This is a genomic window from Pedobacter sp. KBS0701 (assembly GCF_005938645.2).
Lineage (GTDB): Bacteria > Bacteroidota > Bacteroidia > Sphingobacteriales > Sphingobacteriaceae > Pedobacter.
On record NZ_CP042171.1, the window covers coordinates 2946089 to 2969975 of the forward strand.

General features: G+C 38.3%; 19 protein-coding genes. 7 read left to right on the forward strand and 12 right to left on the reverse strand.

All coding sequences use genetic code 11. The features are described from left to right. Window positions 1–65: 65 nt before the first annotated feature. Window positions 66–1634, forward strand: coding sequence for a hypothetical protein (locus tag FFJ24_RS11915; protein WP_138821705.1), 1569 nt, complete (start codon window positions 66–68; stop codon window positions 1632–1634). Window positions 1635–1664: 30 nt separating this feature from the next. After that, window positions 1665–3077, forward strand: coding sequence for a DUF5723 family protein (locus FFJ24_RS11920; protein WP_138821706.1), 1413 nt, complete (start codon window positions 1665–1667; stop codon window positions 3075–3077). Between the two features lie 2 nt (window positions 3078–3079). Here the strand turns inward: FFJ24_RS11920 and tsaB are convergent, their stop codons facing one another. The 10 genes from tsaB to FFJ24_RS11970 all read right to left on the reverse strand — a co-directional run bounded on the left by tsaB (window position 3080) and on the right by FFJ24_RS11970 (window position 13889). Continuing rightward, the gene (gene tsaB / locus FFJ24_RS11925) at window positions 3080–3775 is read right to left on the reverse strand and encodes a tRNA (adenosine(37)-N6)-threonylcarbamoyltransferase complex dimerization subunit type 1 TsaB (protein WP_138821707.1); all 696 of its coding nucleotides are present in this window, start codon (window positions 3773–3775) and stop codon (window positions 3080–3082) included. A gap of 911 nt (window positions 3776–4686) precedes the next feature. Continuing rightward, window positions 4687–4917: a membrane protein insertion efficiency factor YidD gene (gene yidD / locus FFJ24_RS11930; RefSeq protein ID WP_025142648.1), complete on the reverse strand. Its 231-nt coding sequence runs from the start codon at window positions 4915–4917 to the stop codon at window positions 4687–4689. Further along, entirely contained in the window at window positions 4901–5299 is a 399-nt protein-coding gene (locus FFJ24_RS11935) for a ribonuclease P protein component (RefSeq protein ID WP_138821708.1), read from the reverse strand. Before FFJ24_RS11935 ends, yidD begins: the two co-directional genes overlap by 17 nt. Window positions 5300–5365: 66 nt before the next feature. Then, on the reverse strand, window positions 5366–5524 hold the full coding sequence (gene rpmH / locus FFJ24_RS11940) for a 50S ribosomal protein L34 (RefSeq protein WP_010601723.1): 159 nt from the start codon (window positions 5522–5524) through the stop codon (window positions 5366–5368). A 208-nt stretch (window positions 5525–5732) separates the two neighbouring features. Next, window positions 5733–8756 carry an efflux RND transporter permease subunit gene (locus FFJ24_RS11945; protein WP_138821709.1) on the reverse strand — a complete coding sequence of 1008 codons (3024 nt, stop codon included), beginning with the start codon at window positions 8754–8756 and terminating at the stop codon, window positions 5733–5735. A 2-nt stretch (window positions 8757–8758) separates the two neighbouring features. Next, window positions 8759–9685 carry an efflux RND transporter periplasmic adaptor subunit gene (locus FFJ24_RS11950; RefSeq protein ID WP_138821710.1) on the reverse strand — a complete coding sequence of 309 codons (927 nt, stop codon included), beginning with the start codon at window positions 9683–9685 and terminating at the stop codon, window positions 8759–8761. Window positions 9686–9687: 2 nt separating this feature from the next. Continuing rightward, window positions 9688–10929: a TolC family protein gene (locus tag FFJ24_RS11955; RefSeq protein ID WP_168202461.1), complete on the reverse strand. Its 1242-nt coding sequence runs from the start codon at window positions 10927–10929 to the stop codon at window positions 9688–9690. 43 nt (window positions 10930–10972) lie between these two features. Then, complete coding sequence (locus FFJ24_RS11960) at window positions 10973–11785, reverse strand: phosphatase PAP2 family protein (RefSeq protein ID WP_246862797.1); 813 nt, start codon at window positions 11783–11785, stop codon at window positions 10973–10975. A 164-nt stretch (window positions 11786–11949) separates the two neighbouring features. Beyond that, the gene (locus tag FFJ24_RS11965) at window positions 11950–13215 is read right to left on the reverse strand and encodes a HAMP domain-containing sensor histidine kinase (protein ID WP_138821712.1); all 1266 of its coding nucleotides are present in this window, start codon (window positions 13213–13215) and stop codon (window positions 11950–11952) included. Then, window positions 13212–13889, reverse strand: coding sequence for a response regulator transcription factor (locus FFJ24_RS11970; protein WP_138821713.1), 678 nt, complete (start codon window positions 13887–13889; stop codon window positions 13212–13214). The genes FFJ24_RS11965 and FFJ24_RS11970 overlap by 4 nt, the downstream gene beginning before the upstream one ends. Before the next feature lie 388 nt (window positions 13890–14277). Between FFJ24_RS11970 and FFJ24_RS11975 the strand changes: the two genes are divergently transcribed. Further along, window positions 14278–16218: an LTA synthase family protein gene (locus tag FFJ24_RS11975; protein WP_138821714.1), complete on the forward strand. Its 1941-nt coding sequence runs from the start codon at window positions 14278–14280 to the stop codon at window positions 16216–16218. A gap of 11 nt (window positions 16219–16229) precedes the next feature. Beyond that, window positions 16230–16595, forward strand: coding sequence for a helix-turn-helix domain-containing protein (locus tag FFJ24_RS11980; RefSeq protein WP_138821715.1), 366 nt, complete (start codon window positions 16230–16232; stop codon window positions 16593–16595). A gap of 113 nt (window positions 16596–16708) precedes the next feature. Here the strand turns inward: FFJ24_RS11980 and FFJ24_RS11985 are convergent, their stop codons facing one another. Both FFJ24_RS11985 and FFJ24_RS11990 read right to left on the reverse strand, forming a co-directional pair. Next, window positions 16709–18964, reverse strand: a complete 2256-nt coding sequence (locus tag FFJ24_RS11985) for an outer membrane beta-barrel family protein (RefSeq protein WP_138821716.1) — start codon at window positions 18962–18964, stop codon at window positions 16709–16711. Between the two features lie 57 nt (window positions 18965–19021). Further along, complete coding sequence (locus FFJ24_RS11990; protein ID WP_168202462.1) at window positions 19022–20011, reverse strand: AraC family transcriptional regulator; 990 nt, start codon at window positions 20009–20011, stop codon at window positions 19022–19024. Between the two features lie 537 nt (window positions 20012–20548). Here FFJ24_RS11990 and FFJ24_RS11995 point away from each other — a divergent pair. The 3 genes from FFJ24_RS11995 to FFJ24_RS12005 all read left to right on the forward strand — a co-directional run bounded on the left by FFJ24_RS11995 (window position 20549) and on the right by FFJ24_RS12005 (window position 23882). Next, window positions 20549–20887, forward strand: a complete 339-nt coding sequence (locus tag FFJ24_RS11995) for a hypothetical protein (RefSeq protein WP_145315337.1) — start codon at window positions 20549–20551, stop codon at window positions 20885–20887. A gap of 311 nt (window positions 20888–21198) precedes the next feature. After that, entirely contained in the window at window positions 21199–23562 is a 2364-nt protein-coding gene (locus FFJ24_RS12000) for an outer membrane beta-barrel family protein (RefSeq protein WP_138821719.1), read from the forward strand. Window positions 23563–23681: 119 nt separating this feature from the next. Continuing rightward, window positions 23682–23882 (forward strand): hypothetical protein, encoded by a 201-nt coding sequence (locus tag FFJ24_RS12005; protein ID WP_138821720.1) that lies wholly within the window; start codon window positions 23682–23684, stop codon window positions 23880–23882. Window positions 23883–23887 lie beyond the last annotated feature (5 nt).

The window sequence follows — 23887 nt, forward strand, 5'->3', positions numbered from 1 at the left end:
AATTAATAAATTGGCAAAGAACTTCTCACTAATCAATGTAATAAATTAAATTTGTTGCACAGCAAATGAAAAAAATCATAATTCTAACAAGTGCATTATTTTTAGGTGTAACCTTTATGGCCTACCTCTATTTTTCGAAATTGGGAATTGATAATGATGCGAAAGACCTGGCGCTGCAATCGGCAACAAATAATGCTGCTCTGGTATTTTCTTTTCAAAACGATAAAGGTTTTTACGATATCATTGAAGGGCAACAGCTTATCCAACAGGTTTTAGGGAAGGATAAAATGAACCTGTTAAAACAGCTAAAAACAAGTATCATTGACGATAATCTGTTAAACAGATACCTGAAAGATCAGCAGGTTTATATTAGTGTACTGCCCGAATCAAATAAAACGCTGAACTTCTTAATTACCGTGCAGATACAAGGTGAAAATGACATCAAAAAATTCTACGAACAGTTAAAATTTAAAAAAGCGATCAGCAAAAATACCAAAGACCTGTACAAGTTGAAGCTCAATGATAGTTTATCGGTTTATTTAGGCATTCATGACCAGGTATTAACGGCATCAACATCGCTCAAACTGATCAATGATGCCAATGTACGTTTAACTGAGAATCCCTTTACCGAATACATTAAAGAGAATAACCGTCAAATTAAAAATGTGCTCACCCAGGTTTATATCAATTTTAACCAGGCCCCTTTATTGCTTAAAAATATTATTGCCGGCAACATTAATGGCGAGATTTCAATTTTTAACCAACAGAACAGTTTCGCTGTACTCAATTACAATTTCAGTAAAGAGAAAATTCTTTTCAGCGGGAGTACCGAATTAAAAGATCAGCATAATTATCTTAAATTATTCGAAAACACTGCCGTACAAAATACATCTATCCAAAATATCCTGCCTGATAATACCGCAAATTATGCACTTTATGCTTATGATGATTATGGCAAATGGCTCAAAAAACTGAATAGCTGGCAGGAACAGACGAAAATACTTTCAAAAACCGGTGCAGCAATAAAAAAAGTAAAGGATGATTACAGAACAGATTTAAATTTGATATTTACTACTTACACGAAAAATCAGTTTATTCTTTTTCAGTTAAGTACCACCGAAAAACTAGGGGCAATTTCATTATCAAATGGAGAAAAAACAAAACAATTATTGCTTGATGTAAGTGCAGATTATAACGAAGATATTAAAGTGTTTAAATCGGCTGATATCTTATACAGTTATTTTGGGGAGCCGTTTAAAAAATTTACGCGGCCTTATTATACCATTGTAGATAATAATTTAATAGTAGCCAATAATGCGAGCACATTACAATCATTTTTAAATGATTATAAAAACAACAGACTCTTAATACAAACGCCCCAATATTTAGATGCAGTGAACCAGATTTCTACCACATCGAATGTGAGTTATTACATCAATACCAAAAATTCTGCGGATATTTTCAGACATAATATTCAACTGAATTTCTACAAACATTTACGGGCTGATAGTGGCTTAAAAAGTTTCGATACCTTTTGCTACCAAATGAGTTCAGATAAAGACAAGTTTATCACTAACTTGCTTTTAAACAAATATATACAACCAGAAATACCAGATTCACTAAGTAACCGTTAATAAGGAAACCATCCCAAGAAACTATTTTACATGAAGAAACTTTTACTTGCGTTACTGGCAATAACCAGCTTTGGGGTTGCAAATGCACAACAATATGCGCTTTTTGGCACTAAAACCATGTTTGATGCATTCGAAAACCCATCTCAGAAATCTTTCACCTTGGATTCATCACGAAGATTTTCTTCTAATTTCTTCTTACCTTATTTTGGAACGAATGCCGTTAATATGGGAAGCTCCAGGCTGGCTATAAGAAAATTAACGCAGGCAGGTGTTTTTGATACAAGAAGTTTACCAATTGGCACTGGAGAAGTGAATCATTTTTTTGAAAACAGTAATATCTATGTAGCAGCTTTCAGGCTTTTCAAATCTTATAAATATCAAAAAGAAATGGGCTTTTCGTGGCAGATCAGGTCTGATGCACATATCGATTATACCAACGAAACTCTGGCTATTTTTGATTCGTTCGAACGTTTTACACCAGATAAGCAATATACAGGCATATTCGATACAAAAGGATACCAACAAAGCTATCACCAGTTTAGCTTTACCTATCGTGAAAACTGGAATAAAAGGCTTGCATTTGGGCTGAAAGCAAGTGTACTGAGTGGAATACTTTATAATAAATTAGATGTTTCAGATTCTTATTTGTACATCGCTCCCGAATCAGATGCGCTGTTAATTGGCTTGAAAGGAACTTATTCAGCTAACTTCTCTGACTTTAACGAGGTAGATAAGAAAAATTTCTTCCCAAATTTTAAAAACCCTGGTTTATCATTAAGTTTTGGAACAAATTACACTACGAAAAAGGGACTGTTTTTAATGGCAAACGTTAAAGATTTAGGCTTTATCTGGTGGCGCAGCAATACCCAACGTACCTCGATAAATCAATCAAAAATTATAGAAAATATAGAAAACAACCAGTCGAACACGAATCAGGAAATAAAAGACATTTTTCTCCTTTCAGAGCAACCCAAAGAGTTTTTAGCCCCAACCAATGCTAAACTGGATGTTTATCTATCTAAACGTTATGGTTTTTATAAACCCGCAGTGGCCGTTTCGAAAAACCTGTTCTACAAAGGCGGGGATATCGCTTTTGTAAACACTTTTATTGTTAACAACCTTTCAGGAAGCATTACCCCATTATATAATTTGAATGGTGTTTTTATGGTTGGGCTGCAAGGAAAATACCAGACGCCTAACTTTGAGGTGTTTATGGGTACTGATAATTTTGTGGCTACAGGTTACCAGGCTTATGGACTAATTAAAAAAGATGCTTATACAGGCAGCGGACCTAATGGTGCCTCTTTTTACATGGGGGTAGGTATTAAATTTGGAAACGTGGTTAACCATCCTCAATTTGCCGATGTGATACCAGGCATTAATGACAAAAGTGATAGTGACAGTTTCTTTAAAAACCTGTTTTCGATCTTTAAAAGAAAATAAGCTTAACCTTGCGCTTGTTGCTTTTTAGATTGGGTAACTACAAAATCTTTCAGGTAAAAAGGTTCGAAATAAGCTACGTCTTCGAAATTACTACTGCCGAAAGCTTCGTTAGCTAAACGCGACATGTATGTTGCAGAATTGAAGTTGGCTTCATCGAATTTTGCATTTTGATGTATTAAAACTTCAGCACACTTGGCTGAGCCATCACCAATAAAAGTAAGTGTTTCCTGTGTGAGATAATCGGTAAAACTTGTTTCATCAATAATTTTGGCTTCAGTTGGTGTAATTATGTTTAATGACAAGTCGAAAATTGAGGTATACACTTCCATTCTACGGGCATCGATCATCGGGCAAATTAAACCAGAATAATGCGGGTTCTCCGCTAAGTAACCGGCTGCCATCATTTCTAATGTTTCAATTGCAATCAGCGGTTTATCTAAAGCATAACAAAGTCCTTTAGCAGTAGAAACACCAATTCTCAATCCGGTATAAGATCCGGGGCCTTTACTTACGGCAATGGCATCGAGTTCCTGATAGCTTAGCCCTGCAGTTCTAACTACCTCATCAATAAACAGGGTTAAATTTGCTGCGTGCAGGTTGTGTCCTTGCTCTTCTTTAAATGAAATTGTTTTGCCGTTAACAGATAATGCCACAGAACAGATTGCCGTAGCAGTTTCTATTTGAAGTATTTTAGCCATGGAGCAAAGATAAGTAAAAATGGAAGATGTAAGAGGGATATTGGAAGATGGGCGCTGCTGGTCCGAAGTTTTTAGTCCTAAGTCAAATACCCTTCGTGCCATGTCATCCTGAAGGATAATTTATTTTATAAAATTCAATATGAATAACAGAACTTTTTGACTAATTACAGGCTTCGAGAGATCGTCATTCCCAACTCGATTGGGAACCACTGAGTGCTCATGAATGCCTTTGAAACAAGGGAAACTTATGAATAATCGTAATGCAAGCGCTTTAAGATTAGCTTCGCTGAGCACTGCGTGGTTCCCGCCTGCGCCTATCGTGTGGACACAATTAATTATAACATTCTTCTATCGCTCTATGCCGCTGAGCATGGCACTTTGGAGCGCCAAAGTACCCAAAGCGCTTTGTCATCCGATGGCTATCGAATCCAGCAATGAGCCTTTTGCGCAATCTCACGCGCATCAAAAAAACAGCGGCACTTCGTTTTGTGTTCAATATTTTTTAAAATTAAATCATCATCGGTTATGAACACAAAACCACTGCGTTTCAGGTTTGTTAGTATTATTTTTACTGTTGTGCAACTGTTTTTTTGATTTCCCCGGCTCCTGGGATTGACAGCGTCCTTGGTTAAAATCCGTGCTTTATTAAAGTTGGCTAGCAAAAAGCCTAAAAATACTTAAAAAAGATGTGTCCACACGATAGGCCTACGCGGGAATGACGCCGCAGTAATGATTCTGTCTATAGTAGCGGAGTCGAAGGATAATTGAACCAAACGAAATAGATTTCTCCGTTCCGCTGTGTTATACTCAAAATGACGGCCACTTTAACCAATAATCAAGTGGTTAATGAATTAATAACCAGTCAGCGGTGGTAACAAATGAACTAATGACTAATGAACCAGTTAACTCTCCTATGGAACCGGATCATGCCCATGTTTACCCCAGGGATGACAACGGCCAATACGTTTCAGCGCCAGCCAGCCACCTTTAAATGGTCCATGCTTTTTAATGGCCTCTATCCCATATTGAGAGCAGGTTGGTGTAAAGCGGCAGTTTGCGCCAAGCATAGGTGAAATGGCGTATTGATAAATTTTGATCAAACCTAAAAAAAACCATCCAAAAATTTTATTGATGAATTTCATTGGGCTGGATTAAATTTTGGAAACGCTTAAAGGTAGCGATCAGTTTTTTCTCGATAAAAGCAAATTCGTACTTATCCTTCCCTACAAACTGGATGGAAAACAAAAGTAATCCCCGATCCGTAGGTAATGGCATGTATAATTTATCTTGTTTGTTTAGGCGATAAGCTTCGCGTATGCGACGCTTGAGCAGATTGCGGTCTACTGCCCGTTTATATCTTTTTTTAGGAACATTGATCACTACCTGTGCTTGTACGTTAGCAGGTGCATCAACAAAAAGATAAGAAATCCGAAAGGGATATAATAAAAAAGAAGAACCGTTTTTAAACAACAGGTCTAAATGTTTCCTGCTGCATAACCGTTCTTCTTTTCTGAATGTGTACATATATTTTGATTGATAATTGCAGATTTTGATCTGCCGATTCCGAATTAACGGAAAAGCAATCAAAAATTATGCTTTATGCTTGCGTTCGTCAGAAACTGTTAATCTTTTTCTTCCTTTAGCACGACGTGATGCTAATACTCGTCTGCCGTTAGCTGTTGCCATTCTTTCGCGGAAGCCGTGTTTGTTTCTTCTCTTTCTTTGCGAAGGTTGGTATGTTCTTTTCATGACTGTATATTATCTATTGTAAAATTAAGAGGTGCAAATATAAAGCGATTTCTCTACAAATGCAAGAGTGATTAATTATTATTTTTTCTATTTAAATGCAAATGTAGAAAATCTTTTTAAAAACAGGCTTATTGGATCATTTATAAATAGCTATTTCTTCAAAAGATTAATTATCAAAGCACAACCCAATAGCCCAAATTTCACACCACTACATATAAATTTTCCTGATCAGACTTGGTAAGGCGATTAGTAATAATGGCAGGGCTATCATAAAACCCCCAATTACAGCTATAGCCAATGGCTGGTGCAATTGCGCACCTGCCCCAATACCCAAAGCCAAAGGCATTAAAGCAATAATTGCCCCAAGTGCAGTCATTAATTTCGGTCGTAAACGGGTAGAGATGGCAAAGGTTATTGCATCATCAACACTTTGTTCGGCAAGGGATTCTCTAAACTGTAGAAAAGTAAATATGGCATTCTCGCCGATAATGCCTACAATCATAATCAACCCGGTATAACTGCCCACATTGAGTGGTGTATCTGTTAAAAACAAGGCTAAATAACTTCCTGAAATGCCGAGTACAGAGATCAATAAAATGAGAAAGGCTATTTTAAAATCTTTGAACAGAAACAGGATGACACTAAACACCAATAAACTTGAGGCGATAAGGATGGTGAGTAGCTCGGAGAAAGATTGTTGTTGTTCTTTATATGCACCACCATATTCGATATGATAACCTGAAGGCAGGCTTATGTTGGTATTTACAGCTTTCTTCAGGTCTTTCATTACGCTGCCCAGATCACGGTTGTCTAACCTTGCCGTAACCACGCCAATGGTCTGCAAATTTTCTCTTTCTACTTCGGCATTCCCTGCTTTGAGATCAACCTTAGCCATCTGTTGTATAGGCATAGCCGTTCCATTGGGTAAGAAAATTTTAAGCTTGTAGATATCGGCCACGCTAAAACTTCTGCTTCCGGGGTAAACCATGCGGATGGGCGAAAGCTGTTTCTTATCGTATAAATCGCCAATTAAAGTTCCCTGCATAGCGGTTTGGAGCTGCGATTGAAAAGATACCGGACTAACACCGTACAGTGCCAGCATGGTAAAATCAGGCTCAATATTTACAGTTGGCCCTGAGTGTACAATGCCATCAAACACATCGGCTGTACCACCTACATGCGAAATCAGATCGGCTACCTTTTTAGATAAAGCCTGCAGTTTTTCCTGGTCATTGCCGAAAATTTTTACCTCAATGGGTTTGGTAGTGCTCATTAAATCGCCTAACATGTCGCCAATTACCTGTCCAAAATCAATTACTAATGCCGGTTGCGTATTTTCGATATGCTTACGTATCTCTGAGATCACTTCAGCTGTGCTTTTTGTCCTGTTATGTTTCAGCTGGATCAGGTAATCGCCGGTATTGGGTTCGGTAATAAAAAAACCCATCTGTGTTCCTGTTCTTCGCGAATAAGCTTCAACCTCGGGGATTTTAACGATTTCCTTTTCTACTTCTTTAAGCATTCTGTCGGTTTCCTCGAGCGAGGTGCCTGGAGGCGAGGCATAATCCAATACAATACTCCCCTCGTCCATTTCGGGGAGGAACCCGGTTTCTAAACGTGGAAAAACGAGCACAATTGATGTGATAAGCACCAGTATAAATGCAATGCTGATATAAGGTCGTTGAATAAAATAAGGCACCCAATTTTGTGATTTAACCTCGTGTACGACTACCTTTTTACCAGAAGCAGCATGACTACCCCCTTTACGGGTAAGCAAAAGGTAAATTACCGGTAAGCCAATCCAGGTAACAAAGAAAGAACAAACCAGCGTAATAATTATCGTGTTGGTCATTACCTGGAAATAAGCGCCTGCAACGCCAGTCATCAATACGAAGGGTATAAAAATAACTATAGTACTAATGGAAGAACCCAGCATAGCCGGAAAAAGATAGCCAACGGCTTTGCTCAGCAACCTCATAGTAAGCTCCTCCGGATGCTCTTCGTGTGCACGGTGAATTTGTTCTACCACCACTATGGCATCATCAATAATTAAACCGATGGCGGCGGCAATGGCACCAAGTGTCATGATATTGAGCGAATAACCGATAAAATAGAGTACAACTATGGTTAAACAAAGTGTAACCGGGATGGTAATTAAAATGGTGAAACTTGCCTTAAACGATCTTAAAAAAATAATGGCCACCAAAATGGCCAATACCAAACCAATTAATAAACTATCGCGTACACTTTTCACCGATTCGTTTACAAAATCGGCTTGTATATAATAAGGTTTTATACTTACGTCTGCAGGCAGGATATGTTTCAGTTGTTCTACTTTGGTGAACATCTCGTTAGAAAGATCGACCAGATTAGCATTAGGCTGTTTAATTACCGCAATCAGGATTCCGTCTTTCCCATTGGCATTGATGCGGGTATATTCTACGCTTTGCTGGATATTTACCTTTGCAACATCCATTACCTTAATAATCCGGTTGCCCTTCCTGCTCAACACCAGATTTTCCAGATCGCTTTTGTTTTTTACAGTAGCATCGGTTACAGACAGGTACAGGTAATGATGATCGGCCAGGTAGCCGTTAGATTTAATAAAATTGGTTTGGCTGAGTGCAGTGCTGATCTGATCCGGGGTGATGGCCAGCGTCTGCATTTTTTGTACATCAAGCTCCAGCCAGTATTCCTTGCTCTTACCACCTATTACGCGGATTTCGGAAACACCGTCAACCTGCGAAAGAAAAGGTTTTACGGTATAGGTGGCGATTTTTTTCAGTTCAACTGACGAATAATTATGGCTTTCTAAGCTATATCCACTTACCGGAAGGATAGAAGGATTCATTTTTTCTACCGAGATATTAACCCCAGCCGGCAATGAAGCACTAATTTTGGCAATCTGCGATTCTATCCGCTGCTGACTCAGATCGATATCTGCACCAGGATTCATAAATGCAGAAAGCTCGCAACTGCCCCTGCTGGTGGTACTCTTTACCAATTGAAGATCAGGCACTTGTTTTACCGCATTTTCTAAAGGCCGGGTTACGGTAACCACCATCTTATCAACCGGCTGTAATTCTGCCTCTGCAATAATTTTGATCTTCGGAAAAGTAATTTCAGGAAAAAGCCCCGTTTTTAACTGATTAAATGAATAAATCCCACCCACAATAATAATGAGCAACACGGCCAGGATAGGATTTTTATGGGAAATGAAAAACTTATTCATGGCTATTTCTGGATTTTGACTTTAGCCGTATCAGCAATTCCGTAATTTCCAGTTGTAATGATCCGGTCTGTTTTTGAAAATTTCGGATCGAGTACTTCAATGGTATTCTGGTTTTCAATGCCTTTTTTCACGTTTATTCTTACGGCTGTTGAATCATTAATGAGTTTCATTACCCAAAACTCGTCTTCGGTTTCGTTAGCCAATACCGCGGATTTTGGCAACACCTGAGCCTGTGTACGGCTTACTTTCGTTAACCTTACCTTCGCAATCAAACCTTCTGGGATATCTTTACCTGAACCCACTTTAAGAATATAACGTTGGGTCTGTGCCGATGAATCCACAGCAGGCATCGTGCCTGAAACTGTTCCGCTCATTTTGGTCCCATCTGGTAAAAGGATATCCATATTTTTATTCTGATTGATAAGCTGATGATATTCATAAGGTAAATCAAGCAGAAAAACCAAACTATTGCGGTTACTAATGGTGGCCAAAGCTTCTCCATCCTGCACATAATCTCCTTTTTGATGGTTTACCTGGATAATTGTTCCGGCCTGATCGGCTCTGATATTGGAAATACCAGAAAAATTAAACCCGGCATCTAGCTTATTTACACTATTACCAATCGATTTGGCTTCTTTGGTAATTAAACTAAATAACAGTTGACGGCTGCCTACCTGCCTGCCTAATACGGCATGGGTACTTTCTACATATCCGTTGATGTTTGCCTTTACGAAACTTTTCTCCAGATAGGCAGAAACTGCCGAAAGCTCAACATATTCAGATAGAGCGCTGTCGCCTACGGTAGTCACCTGAACGGGTGTAATTGGCGAGGGCTCATCCACAGTTTCAGGCGGGGCCGAACGGTTGCATCCTGAAAAAATAAACAGTAAAGCGATAGTACCAGACTTTAATTTTGCGTAGCTTTTCATGGTTATCGGTTCCAGTAATTCAATTGATTGATTAGTTTTAAGCGGTTAATGTTCGTTTGCCGCAACAGGTTTTGAGCTGCCATGTAGTTGTTGATTGCAATTACGAAATCAGCAACTTTTAAATCACCAGTATGCATTAGTTTGCTATCTACCTCAATTAGGTCTTTACTTAAGCGGATCTGCTCGTTAATTTTCGGAAAGAGTGCATCAGTCTGATTAATTTGCTGTCGAATAAGCTGTAATTGCTGCTGCTGTTGCCGGGTAAAAAAATCGCGGTATCCTGAAGTTGTTTTAGCGGCTAAACTGAGCTTTTGGTACTGCTTTTTTTTCTGGTGTCCATCGTAAATGGGTACAGAGAAAGTGAAACCAATACTGGTGCCAAAGTTTTTATAAGGCTGCAAAACAAATGAAGAATTATATCCACCATTTGCATACACACCTAATTTAGGATTATAATTAAATTGAACCGCGTTTCTTTGATTGATGTTTTTTAAACTATCAATATCAAAACGTTTATTAAAAAAGCCTTGAGCAGTTATATTAAAGTCAGCCTGTAATTTTGGATTGGTTAACTTAACTGGTGTAGTATCGGAAATCCCGGCTAAATAATTTAAAGTGGCAAAATCATTTTTAAATTGCAATTCAGCTTGTTGCAGCACCAATTGCTGTTGTTGCAAGGTAACCAGAAAGGTTAAATATTCTGATTGCTTATAAATATTGTTTCGGGTTAGTTTTTTAAGCAGTGCTTCCTCCTCTTCCAGCAGCCTAACCACGTCGCGGTTAAAACCTACCTGTTCCTGACTAGCATACGCTGATATGTATTGATCAACAACAGATCGTTGCAAATCATAAAGTGATAGTTGACCCGCGTATTTTATGGAATCGCTTTGAATTTTAATACTTTGGAGCTGATTATTAATTCGCTTCTTATTCAACAGGTCGTAGTTTACATTAAGTAATGCCTCTAGCGCCTGTCCGTTGGTAAGCACCTCATCATAACCATAACCACGAACAACTGGTGCATACATGCCAGCAGAACTGGCCGTAACCTGTGGTCCTCCGGTAGCACGGACAATCAGGCTATCTATACCCGCGGAACGTTGCAGGTTCTGATAATCTTTAAGGACAGGGCTAATGGATTCAGCTTCTTTTAGATAGTACTCCAGATTTTTTGAGGTGGTTTGCGCAGCAGCACCCGTTACACAAAAAGCAATTAAACATAAAATCAAATAGCTAACCTTCATATTCATTCCTGGATGACTTCAATTCAAAAAATATTGAACAATATTAAAATCTGCCCGAAAGCATTAAACCCGTGCTACCTTGTTGATGGAAGGGCATAAATGTAAAATTTCCATCTTTTTTTGTGGTAAAAAGGCTTTTGATATATGGATACACCAGATAGGATATTTTTGTAGAAGCAATCCCGAATCCGGCACCCGCTACAACATCACTGAACCAGTGTTTGTTATTATACATCCGCAATGTTCCGGTGGCCGTGGCAACAAAATAACCAGCATAACCTATCCACGGGTTAACATCTTTATACTCCTGGTGCAGAAATTCTGCAGCCATAAATGCAGAAGCCGTATGCCCCGAAGGAAAAGAATTTGTCCCCGACCCATCAGGCCGTTCTCTACCAACGCCCTGTTTCACAAAATGGGTAGAAACACCCATAATTGCAGCTGATGTAGCATATAACATGGAAGCATCAAACAAATTGTGTTTACCTTTTATACCTGATAAATTTAGTGCGTACACCGCAGCAGCAGGTGCAAATTGAAGATAATCATCAACATGGGCCGCAAATAAAGGATGATCTTCCTGTAATTCTGCCCTGGTACTTACATCCAGTTGTTTTAATGCACCATGATCATAAACAGCTGCAAAACCGTAGCCAGCAAGTAAAACAGGTGCAATAAATGCTGTTGCCTGAAATCTTTTTTTCGGGATCGGATTACCGGCATACCATCGTCTTAAAGAATCTGCAGGAACGTTTTTAACCGAATCAATAATTTGGATCGACTGAATAATGGCAGTAGCATAAGTTTGACTGATATAAATGACCATAATCAACAGCATTCCTAAAAACCTTTTCATAGTTTAAATTTTAATCAAAACTATAATCGAATTATGGAGAAATTCTGAAGATATAGGTAAACGAAACTATTTTCTAAATCAGACTCGTAATGAGTAATTCGATAGTGACAGGTGGTAACACTTATCACCACATCAATATTGATTTTTATACAATAAATCACCCCTCAGGATGACAATTCTACATTAAAATAGACTGTAAAAGTATGCTCTCCATTTTTTTCCTGATAATCAATGCGAAAGCCATAAAGATTACAGATCTGTTTGGTTATGGCCAAACCAAGCCCCATCCCATCAGAATCTACGGCTTTAGAAAAGCGATCGAAAATTTTTGTTTGTACCTGGCGGGCTTTACCCGAATTAGAAATCATTAAACTATGTTGAGTTAATTTAAGAAAAATGTGTCCGCTGGTTACATTGTGCCGCACTGCATTGCTAAAAAGATTGTTCAATAGAATATCTGCCAGGTAGCGGCTCATCTTAACCTCAACCGAGGCAAGATCTGCTGTCAGGATCAGTTTGCTTTTTTCCAGTAACTCCTGAAACTGACGGATTTTTGCCTCTGCCATTTCTTTGAGTTCAATATCCTGGAAATCGGGAATCAGGTTGTTTTCAATTTTGGCCAACAATAATAGCGATTGATGTAATCTTGATAATTTCCCTGTGGCATGATAAATATCTTCCAATAATGCACCCTGCTGCTCGGTAAACGATTCTGTTTGCAATAAAGAATCCAGTTTAGAATTAATTACAGCTAATGGCGTCATCATTTCGTGCGAGGCATTATCGGTAAAACTTTTAAGTTCCTTGTAATCTTGCCTTACCCTTTCGGCCATGGCATTTACAGATTTATTTAGCTCATTAAACTCATCAATTCTGGTTGGTTCCTGTTCGATCGTATCCATTCGGGCTACTTCGAAAGCTTTCATCCGATTTAAAATAGAATAAAAGGGCCGCCAAAGTCTGTTTAATACAAATCGGTTAATCAGCAATAAGGATAAAAGTAAAACAACTGTAATTCCAAGTGTTATTAAAAGAATGATCCTGATCAGGTTTTCTGATTCTACTCTCGATTTGGTTATGGTTACCGCTATGGTTTTACCATTTAAATGTACAACGGTGACGAGACTTCGTCCAGGTTCTTTTTCACGTTCTTTCGGGTTAAAATAAATCGTATTCAGAAATTCTCTTTCAGAGTTAGTCCCGTTTAGGATTTTATATGAAATCTGTTGATCGAGATAGCTTGCAGGTAAGGGGAGTTTATGATAAGTATTTATATATTGATTAATTTCATTTTCTTCTACTGCTAAATCTCTATCTAATTTTTCGGTTAAAATAAAATGGATTACAACATAGTAGACAAACCCGGTAATGATGAGCACCACAATAGAGGTTAAAATATTTGCCTTATTGTAATGGTTAGAAAGTTTCATACATCGCCAAATTTATAGCCAATTCCATAAACAGAACGAAGATAATCAGCTGCTCCTGCCTCGAGCAGTTTTTTGCGGAGATTTTTTACGTGTGTATAAATAAAATCGAAATCATCCGAGAGGTCCATTTCATCGCCCCATAAATGCTCGGCCATTGCATTTTTAGTAACCACTTTATTGCGGTTAGAAAGAAAATACACCAACAGGTCGAACTCTTTTTTGGTGAGGAATACCTGATTGCCTTTAACGGTAATTTTCATTGCTGAAACATCTACAGTGATCTCGTTGAAAATAATAACGTTGGCGCCGTCAAAATTCTTTCTGCGTATAATAGCAGTTACACGGGCTTTAAGCTCTGACAAATGAAAAGGCTTAACCAAATAATCATCAGCACCAAGATCAAGCCCCATCAGTTTATCATCCAAAGAGTGGCGTGCAGAAATAATAAGTACCCCATCTCTTTTTTTTAGTTGTTTAAGCCTGGTTAAGAGCTCCAGCCCTTCTCCGCCGGGCAAGCCTAAATCCAAAAGAATACAATCGTAATTGTAAAGTGATATTTTTTCATTGGCAGCAGCAAAATCTGAAGCATGCTCGCAAATGTTACCTTCTCCTGTAAAATAGACAAGAATACTCTCTAATAAAGCCCGTTCATCTTCAATGACTAAAATTTTCATTGGTTAATTATTTCTTTACGCATAAAGTAATCATTAAAACCGGAAAATTAAAAATACGATTACGATCCAGGTAAAATCATTGTATCTATTTCCCAATAAACACGGCAATATTACCAATTAATCCTGAAGGAAAACTGTAGTATAAAATACAGTTTTTGGGCTTTTATTGATCAATTTTTATTTGATTATGTAATATAGGAGAAGCTAATCTTTAAGCAGCAACCTACATCATTTATTAACATAGCATTAATAAATCATTAAATATAATACTTTAATAATATCTTTAAGCCTAACCAAACCTTCAGGATTTCTTCAGAATTGAAAACTACCTTCGCCAATCACTTAACAACTAGCAGGTAAAATTCAAGCTTTGGATCCTTCATTAATTATGAGCATTAAAGAAAAAACAAATAGTTTACTACGCCACAGGTTTGGAACAGTTTTTTTAGTTATCGCACTATTGTGTAGCATTTCGTTGATTACCAGAGTGGCCCTGTTAATTTATAGTGCATCTGCTGTTGATTGGTCTATCTTGAATCTCCTTAAAATTTTAATCATTGGATTATTTTATGACCTTGCTGCTGCATCTTTTGCGGTAATTCCCATTGTAATTTACTTATGGGTGCTTCCATCCAAGTGGTACGCCAGCAAATTCAACAGAATACTGTTGTTCATCTACTTTTTCTTTGTTGTTTTCACCCTTATTTTCAATGCCATTTCAGAATGGTTCTTCTGGGAAGAGTTTTCGGTCCGTTACAACTTTATAGCGGTCGATTACCTGGTGTACACTACAGAAGTTATTGGAAATATCCGCCAATCGTACCCAATTAACAGTATTATGATAGGCCTGGTTATATTAACCTTGTTAATTGTTTATTTGTTAAGAAAGGCCATCACTATATCTACCACCAATACAATTGGTTTTGGTAAACGCACCAAAATTGCTTTGATTCTTTTGTGCCTGCCAGTGCTTACTTATTTTGGGGTAAGCCATAGATGGAAATACCACAGTAAAAATCAATATGTAAATGAGCTTTCGGGCAATGGCATGTACGATTTCGGATTTGCTTTCTGGAATAATCAACTGGACTATAATACTTTCTATAAAACGCTTCCGATCAAAAATGCAGAAACCATTTTGGGCAATTTGCTTCAACAGGATACTATTGCAAAAGGAGTATTTAAAAATACGTCCAGAACCATCAGTAACGCTGGTACTGAAAACAAAATGAATGTGGTATTGATTAGTGTAGAGAGTTTAAGTGCTGAATTTTTGGGCACATTTGGTAATACACAGCATATTACTCCCCAACTCGATTCCCTCGCCAAACAAGGTCTGCTTTTCAGTAACTTGTATGCTTCGGGAACACGTACAGTACGTGGTTTAGAGGCACTATCGCTTTGTATCCCACCTACACCGGGCCAATCCATTGTAAAACGTCCTGATAATAAAAACCTGTTTACCCTGGGTAGTGTATTTCGTTCTAAAGGCTACAACAGCAGGTTTATTTATGGTGGTTATGGATATTTCGATAATATGAATGAGTTTTTTTCTAATAATGGTTACCAGGTAACAGACAGAAGTGCACTTCAGGATTCAGAAATCCATTATTCTAATATATGGGGTGTAGCCGATGAAGATTTATTTACGCTTTCGTTACGCGAACTGGATAAAGATTATAAAAACAAGAAACCTTTTTTCGCACAGATTATGACGGTTTCGAATCACCGCCCCTATACTTACCCCGAAGGAAGGATTAATATTCCATCACACACTGGTAGAGAAGGTGCAGTTAAATATACCGATTACGCCATCGGTAAGTTTATTCGCGAAGCAAAACAGAAACCCTGGTTTTCGAATACACTATTTATCATTGTTGCCGATCACTGTGCTTCGAGTGCTGGTAAAGTACAGCTACCAGTAGATAAATATCATATTCCAATGATTTTTTACAGCCCGGGACACATCACACCAGGCAAATTCGAGAAACTTACCGCACAGATTGATATCGGCCCAACTATTCTCGGTTACCTGAATTTCAGTTACAACAGTAAGTTTTTTGGTCAGGATGTGTTTAAAATGAAAGACAGTGATGAAAGAGCTTTTATAAGCACTTACCAGAGTTTGGGTTACATTAAAAACAATACCCTGGTTATTCTCGACCCGAATAAAAAAGCAGCTACATATAAGCCCGATTTCATCACTGGAAACGCCCTGGCCATACCAGCAAACCAGAAATTGATTAATGAAGCCATATCCAATTATCAAATGGCATCGTACCTTTATCAAAATGGTTTGTACGGATTTGAGTCTGAAAAGAAACCCTGATAAATTTTACCATGAGCATAAATATTGGGTTGTTGATCTGGAAAGAGATGAAGGCAAAATCGATGAGTAGAGAACAACTTGCCGGCCAAATAAGCATTAGCAAACACCGGGTAGATACTTTATTAAAATCGACTTCGATAGATACCAGTTTATTAACACGGATCTCCATTGCACTTGGCATTAATTTCTTCGATTACTACCGTAAAGACGAAGATTTGGCTCAATTTGAAATCGATATCCTTGTACAAAGTGATGAGGAGTTAAATAAGCTCAAAAATTTAATCAAAGAAAAAAATAAATTGCTCGATCTTTACGGGGAAACCATTAAAAGCCAAAAGAAGATTATTGATGCACTCGAAAACTTTCGAAAACATTGACAATTTTTTATAACATATTTCGTTAAAGCATCTCTCTAAATCCATAACATCCGTACTAAGGCGCCAACCCCTGTTTGTAAAAGTGACACTTTACTGGAGCAGTAAACCATCAATTAACTGCCGCTTCTTCTCTTTTCATCAGCGTCACCGCGGCTTCGTTCTTCGGTCTGTCGGATTTTTGTATTGCCAAATCGCCAATTGAAACTCAGGGAAACACGGCGGCTCTCAAAAGTACCGAAATCAGTATACTGTAAATTACCGAAGTTAACGCTCGTATATTGACGCTGGGTTTTAAAGATATCACTGATACCGATCCGCACTGAAGCCTGATCATTGAAAAGTTTACGGCTGATACTTGCACTGGCATTGGCGCTGCTTTGTTGCTGATAGATCAGGTTTTGCGAAGCAGAAGTGTATCGACAGCTCAACTGTAACTGGTATTTACTGAACAGGCTAATACGCTGACTGCTGGAGAATTGGTAGCGCCATTTGCCTTGGTCAAGTTTACCCTGGAACAATTCTCCAGAAAAGTGATCGTTGCCGGCATTGAGCTTATTCAACATATTCCACCACTTAGAGATTTTCACCGGGAAGTTCAGGTCGAAATTCAATGTAGTCATTGTACCGGCATTAGCCGGCATTTCTACAAGGATATTGCCTGACTCGCGATAAACAGTATTAAAGTAATCAGCCGCTCGGCTCAGAGTACTGATCAGGGAGATCCTGTCATCTAAAGTATAAGTCAACTCAGCCTGGTCATTGCACTGCACGCGTAGCTGAGGGTTACCCGTTTGCTGGTTGAGTGGATCAAGCACATAAGAAAAAGGTTGCAGATCGCTGTAATCCGGACGTTTGATCCGGCGGCTCAGCGACAAGCGAAAATGATGTTTGGAGCCTGGTGAATAAGTAAAATACGCTGAAGGCAATAAGTTAATGTAACTTGTATCAGGCTTAGTGATTGAACTGGTTTCTCCTTTGGCTTCTGTTTGTTCTGCCCGCAGTCCCAATTGCCAGCCCCAATTTCTCTTAGATTGTGTTAAACTGGTATATACTGCAATGATATTTTCATGGTAATGAAAGAGGTGTTCGTTCTGGGTATTATTGGTTTGTAAACCAGCAATCTTAAGACCTGATTCGATCTTGAGTGTATTTTTCCAGGAATGTGTATAATCGGCTTTAATGGTGCTGATCCTGATCCCAGTAGTCGTTTGATAGTTCAGCTGAGGTTGTAAAGTGGTCATTAATGCAATACTGCCATCTTTGTAAAAATCGGCTCGATCCAGGTCAACAGTCAATTCGGTACCCAGCGTATCGCTATACTGATAGTTCAGATTATAGGTGTTCCAGTGTCGCACGCTAAGATTACAGCTAGTGGTTTGATAGTTGTTAGCACCTTGTTGCGAATAAGTATTATAGCTGTCCGTATTCGTACTGGACTCCCGCTCAATGATGCCACCAAAAGTGTTATTGCGGTTGGCCACATAATCGGCGGTTACACGAAAAACCGGGTCGCTCCATTTATCCAGACTGCTGGTTTGTTGATTGATCATATCCGGGTATAGCTGTCGGATTTTCGTATTTTGAGTCAGATAACCCCCAGTATGCCAGGCACCATAACCGCTGATTGCTAATTTCCCTGCATCATAATTTAATAAGCTGGAGAGGTCTGTCCAATTGTGGTTACTTTGCGAAGTGCTATAGTCTACATTGCCTCCACCCCCCTTAGCAACCCCATTGGTTTTGATATTAATAATTCCGGTATTGCCATTTACTTCATATTTAGCAGGCGGATTACTGAGGAATTCTACCTGTTTTATACTGCTTGATGGCATAGCCTTCAACATTTTGGCCAGATCGCGCGCAGTCATCCTCACCACTTTATCATTGATCATCACCTGTACTTCAGACTTGCCGCTCATCTGGATTATATCTTCATTATCACTTACCGTTATACCCGGCGCCAGGTTCACAATATCCAGTCCGTTGTCGGCCAACTTCCTAACCTTCTCATTGACACTGATCACCGTACGATCGGTTTCCTGGCGAATGATAGGCTGGCGAGATATTACGATGATCTCTTTTAATGTATTTGTGTCAGGACTGAGTTGGATCATCATATCTGACCTTAAATTTTTTAAAGTGTCTGTCAGAAATCCTGTATAGGTAATGATCATATAGTCTGCAGTTCCGTTATAGGTGAAACGTCCCTGATTATCGGTCACTGCAATTTTAACTGTTTTAACAGCCTGGTATAATCTGATAACGGCGCCGGATAGCGGTTGTTTTTTCTCATCATTTACAGTACCTGTGATTTGGGCTATTGCATTCAGACTGCAAAAAAGAAATAAATTGAGTAGAATTGTTTTCATATCCCAAAAGTCACTTGCTCATTAAGGCAGGTCGCTTCAAAATATGATTTGGCACTACTAATCTTTTGGATAATCCTTTGGACTCATACCAGTCTCCTTTTTAAAGGCACGATTAAAGGTAGATTTGGAATTGAAACCCGCATCGTAGGCCACTGCCAGCAAGGTGAAATTTTGATATTCCAGCTGTTTCAAGAGACGGATTACTTCCTTGACCAGATAACGGTTCACATAATCACTAAAATTTTGACCATAGGTTTTATTGATGACCTTACTCAATACAGAAGCATTGGTTCCTGCCTTTTTAGCAAGTTCGGTCAAGGTTAATTCCGGTTCCAGATAAACCTTTTGGACATCCATCAGTACTTCGATACTGGCTATCCATCCCAGCATCCAGCTCTGGTCTTCAACTGTGCGAATAGGTTCTTCTATCAGTAAAGGTTGATAAGTAAGTAGCAAGGATGGCTCGAAATTCAGCTTAATGATCGGCTTGGCCGAATAGGCACTGATTGCCATATAGTAAGTAATGATCGCGAAAGCAAAGAAATAATACCACGACCTGATGTAAAACAGGTTAATGAATAAACCCAGTAAATGTTCCGAAAAGAGCAAAATGGTCAGGACGGCGAATGCATATAGGAAGTTACGCAACCATTTAAAACTTGCCGCATCGGCAAAAGAGAATTCGTACCATGAAAAAACAACATACTGCCGATAATAGCGTATGGATAGGACTAAATAAACTATTAAGCTGGCTGACCAGCCCCAGTTATACCAGCTATCAAAATCCGGATCCGTTTCCCCATTCTCCAGGTAATAATGTCCTACAATCAACTTATCCGTAATCACTTTAATTAAAGCCCAAATGATGTAGAGTATTCCGGGTGTAAAATGCAACCAGTCGCGTTTTTGCAAACGGTATTGCACATTGGTCAGGCTTTTTAGATAAAGATAAAGCAGCGGACCAAAAAATAGTGTATGGATGAATGGCGTATAAAATAAGATTTCGCGATAAGGCTGCGTATCATACCAGCCCGCAAATCCAGACATCCATGGAAATATAAAAAGCGCAGATAAAAAAACAAATGTACCTAATAGCCTGTCAGATAAACGCTCCTGCTGGTGTCCGCGTTTCCAAAACAAAAAAGCATAAACCACTAGATGCGTGAAAAAAATGAGTAAAAGCGAACTACGCAGGCCAAATTGGAAAAGCATGAACGAATATACAGGAATTGAAAGGCAAATCACAGTCTAACTGTTTTAGCCACAAAAAACTTATGATGAATCATAAGAACACTGCTTTATTTAAAGATAAAAATATATAACACAGACTGTTTAACTGGGATTTTAAATGAATCAAATCCATTTTTCCATTTTATCTTGCTATGATTTCCAGAATTTAGTTCTTTTTGAAGCAACTATAAATTGCTGATTTTCTTTGCGAACTCTTTTCTCTAAAAAATCATCAATCAGAATGATTGATGCTGCAGCATTAATATTTCCCGATAGCCAGAAGAATATGGGAAATGATTATCCGATAAACAGCATCACCTACGCAGACTCGCGGAATATACGTTTGTGTTAGGATTGATCCACCTTAATATTTCTTCGGCGTTCCGAATTTATCTCAAAGGTGACGAGCCCTATGATACGATTTATACTTCAAAGCAACTACTGGTTACGATCAATGAGGGGTATAAGCAAGTTTATCATTACCTGAATGTCATTGATGGCGAACTGGTGGACGATAAACGAAAGCAATCTTACTGGGTAAAGGATATGGGTCGACTGGTTAGCAAGGAGATTCAGGGGATAATAAATAACTATAAATCAATTACTTTTGCACTAGATGATTATGATAACCTACAGCTGAAGCAAATGACCAAACCTGGAAATCTGGCCATTCATTATGACAAAAATGCTTAGAAGGTATAGGAGCCTTTATTTTATGCGGAAATCGAAAGATTGTTATCGAAGACGAGTTGCGAAAAAGCTGATCAGAAGATTAGGCCAGCCAGTTTGCCCTGGAACAGGTAGTCACTTTAAAGCGAAATGGGGTGACAGCTTAAATGCGGAACGACTTGCCATTTTTGCCAAAATGCCCAGTGTAATTAGCCATCTTTTTAAAAACCTCAATTTTCGGGATGAAAAAGCTTTTTTTCGGGCTAGAACAATAGGCTCAAAATGATTCAAAGCCTTATGATATTTATATTTTAGAGTATCATAATTCTAATCCTATGACCAAACACTGTCCTGTATTTCTTTTTCTCCTATTTACTGTTTTTGTGAATTCCGGAAAAGCGATGGCTCAGGACGTACAGTTATCAGGAACAGTCGTCGGATCGGGGCAAAAGCCTTTGGATTTTGTTACGGTATCAGTTTTAAAAATTGATTCCCTCCATCAACTCAGACAAACATTTAGTAACGAGAAAGGCTTTTTTTCCTTAACAATCCCACGAGGAGATTATGTATTATTATTGAAACAGGTAGGGCGGGAGATATTCAAAAAAAGAATGGTGCTCAGCGACAATACTGATCTTGGTCAAATTAATGTTGAATCACCTATCCAGCTTAATGCCATAACCGTCACCGGTCAGAAGATACTTATTGAACGAAAGGTTGACCGCCTGGTTTTTAACCTTTCTAATTCTCCGGCATCATCTGGCATTAGTGGTTTTGAGGCATTAGCCATGACTCCGCTCATTGATACAAGAGATGAAAATAGCCTAAAAATCGTTGGCAAAAGCCAGGTAGCGATGATGATTGACGGTCGGTTGCTACCGCTTCAGGGAGAAGACATCGTTAATTATTTAAAATCTCTAAGATCTGACAACATCGAGAAAATTGAAATTATTACAGCTCCCCCCTCAAAATATGATGCGGTAGGAAATTCGGGAATTATTAATATTATCTTAAAAAAAAATAAAAATAAGGGTCTTAGCGGAACAGTTAGCAATACTTATTCACAACGTAAATATGGATCAGACAATATAAATACCACACTTAACTACCAAACCAATAAATTGGGAATTACAGGAAATCTGGGTGTCAATTATGATAAAGCAATTCCCTACGAAAATTTTGATATCAAAAATGCTGATAACGAATACTTATTGCTGCAAAAAAATGACCGAACGGATATTAAGCATGACTATGTTATCAGCTTAAACACAACCTATACAGCTAGCAGTAAATCCAAATTATGGGTTTCTTATGATTTTCGGCCCCGAAAATCAGATATCGAAATTTCAAGTTCCGCGTATTATCCCGCAACATCTGTAAAAAACGATTCATCGATCTTAACAAACGTTCAAAGAGAACGAAAAATCCAATCACATATAGCCAATATCAATTATGAGGTTAAAATTGGTAAAGACAGTTCAGAAAGGAAACTATCTTTATCCACAAATTATCTTAACAATTTCAAAAAGGAGCCGAACTATTTTGAGATTTTAAACAACCCTCAATTTAACTTTACTAAAACCGATAATGATGTCAGATATCAAATATGGTCTGGCCAATCAGATTTGAACCTGCCGAATAGAGTTGTAAATGTTGAAACAGGCGTAAAGTTTACTAAAATCGAAAACAGTCTTTATCAGGATTTAAGTACCAGCTTAAACACTGCGACCCAATCAAATAACTTTGCCTATGATGAGAAAATTTACAGCGCTTACCTAACTTTGGCTAAGAAGGTAAGCCAACAACTTGAAATTAGCAGCGGTTTAAGGTACGAAAATTCCCAGGTTGATTTAGTGCTGGGTGAAAAGATCAAAAAGTCTTTAGGTTCGTTCTTTCCCTCTTTCTATATCACCTATACAACAAAGGAGCATGGGGTTTATTCCCTGAATTATACCAAACGAATTAACCGGCCAGATTTTCAATCATTAAATCCATATAAATTGTTCACCAATTCAAACGTGTATTCTGTCGGCAATCCGCTTTTAAATCCGTCGATCAATCATAATTTTGAGCTTTCTTACTCTAAAGACAATTTTTCGATTAACGCATTTTGGCAATATGAAAAAAATGGATATTCAAGCATTTTCGGCTTAGATGCTGCAGGAGACAATTACACCGCGATTGATAATTTCTTCAACAAGAGTAGTGCAGGACTTTACATTACTTATTACAAATCGTTAACGCCATGGTGGCAGGTACAGGCTACCGGTGATTTTGAGTATCAGCATTCACACAGTTTCATCCAACAATACTTAGGCCAAAGTGGCACCTCATTTTATTACAATATCCAAAATAATGTTTTCCTGAATCAAAAGAAAACTTTCAAAATGAACATCGGATTTTGGCAAAATCTGCCAAGAAATGATATTAATATCCATTGGAAAGGCGCTTCAAATCTAAGTGCCGCGCTTAACTATACAACATTGCAAAAGGCACTGGTGATCAATATTGGCGTTTACGACATCCTGCGAACAAATTTGAGCCGAGGCCAAATGTACAATGATAATTATATAAGAAGCTTTAATAACTATTACGATGCACGAAAGGTAGTTATTGGCATGACATACAATTTTGGAAACAGAAATATTAAAGAAAATCGAAAAAAAGGAAATTTTGAAGAAAATCAAAGGGCTACATAGAATTAGTTCGGGTTCTTTTGATGGTTTAGTAAAGCACAGTTTATGATTAAGATAGACATTCAACGCAGGCTTAACAATGTAAAACTTTAGCCAATTATTTAACATAAATCTTTTAAACAATGAAAAGCAAAATGCTGAAAGACGCTCTACAAAAATTCAACAGTGTTGAGAATGCGTCACAAGGTTCTGACCTTGAGCCAATTACTATCGAAGAAGCCTTCAGGATAGTAGGCGGAACTCAGGAAAGCGTGGTTAAAGACTGTGGTACCTGGGGTGGGGCTTGCACCACCTGGGGTGGTTCATGTGGAACATGGGGTTGATCCAT

Bases quoted from the DNA above. Each gene is read 5' to 3' on its own strand.
- FFJ24_RS11915 (WP_138821705.1), top strand. From the start codon at position 66: ATGAAAAAAATCATAATTCTAACAAGTGCATTATTTTTAGGTGTAACC.
- FFJ24_RS11920 (WP_138821706.1), top strand. From the start codon at position 1,665: ATGAAGAAACTTTTACTTGCGTTACTGGCAATAACCAGCTTTGGGGTT.
- tsaB (WP_138821707.1), bottom strand. From the start codon at position 3,775: ATGGCTAAAATACTTCAAATAGAAACTGCTACGGCAATCTGTTCTGTG.
- yidD (WP_025142648.1), bottom strand. From the start codon at position 4,917: ATGAAATTCATCAATAAAATTTTTGGATGGTTTTTTTTAGGTTTGATC.
- FFJ24_RS11935 (WP_138821708.1), bottom strand. From the start codon at position 5,299: ATGTACACATTCAGAAAAGAAGAACGGTTATGCAGCAGGAAACATTTA.
- rpmH (WP_010601723.1), bottom strand. From the start codon at position 5,524: ATGAAAAGAACATACCAACCTTCGCAAAGAAAGAGAAGAAACAAACAC.
- FFJ24_RS11945 (WP_138821709.1), bottom strand. From the start codon at position 8,756: ATGAATAAGTTTTTCATTTCCCATAAAAATCCTATCCTGGCCGTGTTG.
- FFJ24_RS11950 (WP_138821710.1), bottom strand. From the start codon at position 9,685: ATGAAAAGCTACGCAAAATTAAAGTCTGGTACTATCGCTTTACTGTTT.
- FFJ24_RS11955 (WP_168202461.1), bottom strand. From the start codon at position 10,929: ATGAAGGTTAGCTATTTGATTTTATGTTTAATTGCTTTTTGTGTAACG.
- FFJ24_RS11960 (WP_246862797.1), bottom strand. From the start codon at position 11,785: ATGAAAAGGTTTTTAGGAATGCTGTTGATTATGGTCATTTATATCAGT.
- FFJ24_RS11965 (WP_138821712.1), bottom strand. From the start codon at position 13,215: ATGAAACTTTCTAACCATTACAATAAGGCAAATATTTTAACCTCTATT.
- FFJ24_RS11970 (WP_138821713.1), bottom strand. From the start codon at position 13,889: ATGAAAATTTTAGTCATTGAAGATGAACGGGCTTTATTAGAGAGTATT.
- FFJ24_RS11975 (WP_138821714.1), top strand. From the start codon at position 14,278: ATGAGCATTAAAGAAAAAACAAATAGTTTACTACGCCACAGGTTTGGA.
- FFJ24_RS11980 (WP_138821715.1), top strand. From the start codon at position 16,230: ATGAGCATAAATATTGGGTTGTTGATCTGGAAAGAGATGAAGGCAAAA.
- FFJ24_RS11985 (WP_138821716.1), bottom strand. From the start codon at position 18,964: ATGAAAACAATTCTACTCAATTTATTTCTTTTTTGCAGTCTGAATGCA.
- FFJ24_RS11990 (WP_168202462.1), bottom strand. From the start codon at position 20,011: ATGTCTGGATTTGCGGGCTGGTATGATACGCAGCCTTATCGCGAAATC.
- FFJ24_RS12000 (WP_138821719.1), top strand. From the start codon at position 21,199: ATGACCAAACACTGTCCTGTATTTCTTTTTCTCCTATTTACTGTTTTT.
- FFJ24_RS12005 (WP_138821720.1), top strand. From the start codon at position 23,682: ATGAAAAGCAAAATGCTGAAAGACGCTCTACAAAAATTCAACAGTGTT.